This is a genomic window from Mycobacterium sp. SP-6446 (assembly GCF_001954045.1).
Classification (GTDB): Bacteria; Actinomycetota; Actinomycetes; order Mycobacteriales; family Mycobacteriaceae; genus Mycobacterium.
The window spans coordinates 1-843 of the sequence record NZ_MBEM01000260.1 but is presented as its reverse complement, the minus strand read 5'-3'; the positions used below and the strand labels follow the sequence as shown (position 1 = coordinate 843).

The following is an 843-nucleotide window of genomic DNA, read 5'->3' as shown; positions in this document are numbered from 1 at the left end:
GGCGCGGGCGCGTCGTCCCAAGACCGGCAAGCTAGGGCGCTGCGGCGAGCTTCGTGCCGAAGTGGAAGCGTTGTTGGTCAAGAACTACAGCCCCGAGCAAATCGCGGGGGTGTTGGCCAAAACCTATCCTGATCGCCCGGAGATGCAGGTGTCCCACGAGACCATCTACAAGGCGCTTTACGTGCAAGGACGTGGCGAACTGCGCCGCGAGCTGCACCGCTGTTTGCGCACTGGGCGGGCGTTGCGCAAACCCAGAACACGACGCACCGCCACCGAACACCGCCACATCCCGGGCATGATCAACATCAGTGAGCGCCCCGCCGAGGCCGAGGACCGCGCCGTGCCTGGGCACTGGGAAGGCGATCTGATCATCGGCAAAAACCAGGCCTCACAGATAGGCACTCTGGTCGAGCGCAGCACCGGATTCGTGCAGCTGCTGCACCTACCGCAGGGCCGCAGCGCCGATGCCGTCGCTCAAGCCATGATCGCCAAAATCAAAGCCTTCCCAGAGAACCTCCGCAAGACCCTGACTTGGGACCAAGGCCTTGAGATGGCCGCTCATGCCCGTATCAGCATCGACACCGGCATCGATATCTACTTTTGCGACCCCCACTCACCGTGGCAACGCGGCTCTAACGAGAACACCAACGGGCTTCTCCGCCAATATTTCCCGAAAGGCACCGACCTATCGGTGCACTCGGCGGCCTACCTCGATGAGGTTGCCGTCGAACTCAACAACCGACCCCGCAAACGCTTCGACTGGGACAGCCCCGCCCAAATCCTCGATCGACTACTGTCAGCCCCACCACAAACCCCTGTTGCAACCAAACCTTGAATCCACCC

General features: G+C 62.0%; 1 protein-coding gene. It reads left to right on the top strand.

All coding sequences use genetic code 11. The features are described from left to right. The coding region (locus A5736_RS23460) for an IS30 family transposase (RefSeq protein ID WP_076248933.1) at positions 1–835 on the top strand (835 nt) is incomplete at its 5' end. Positions 836–843 lie beyond the last annotated feature (8 nt).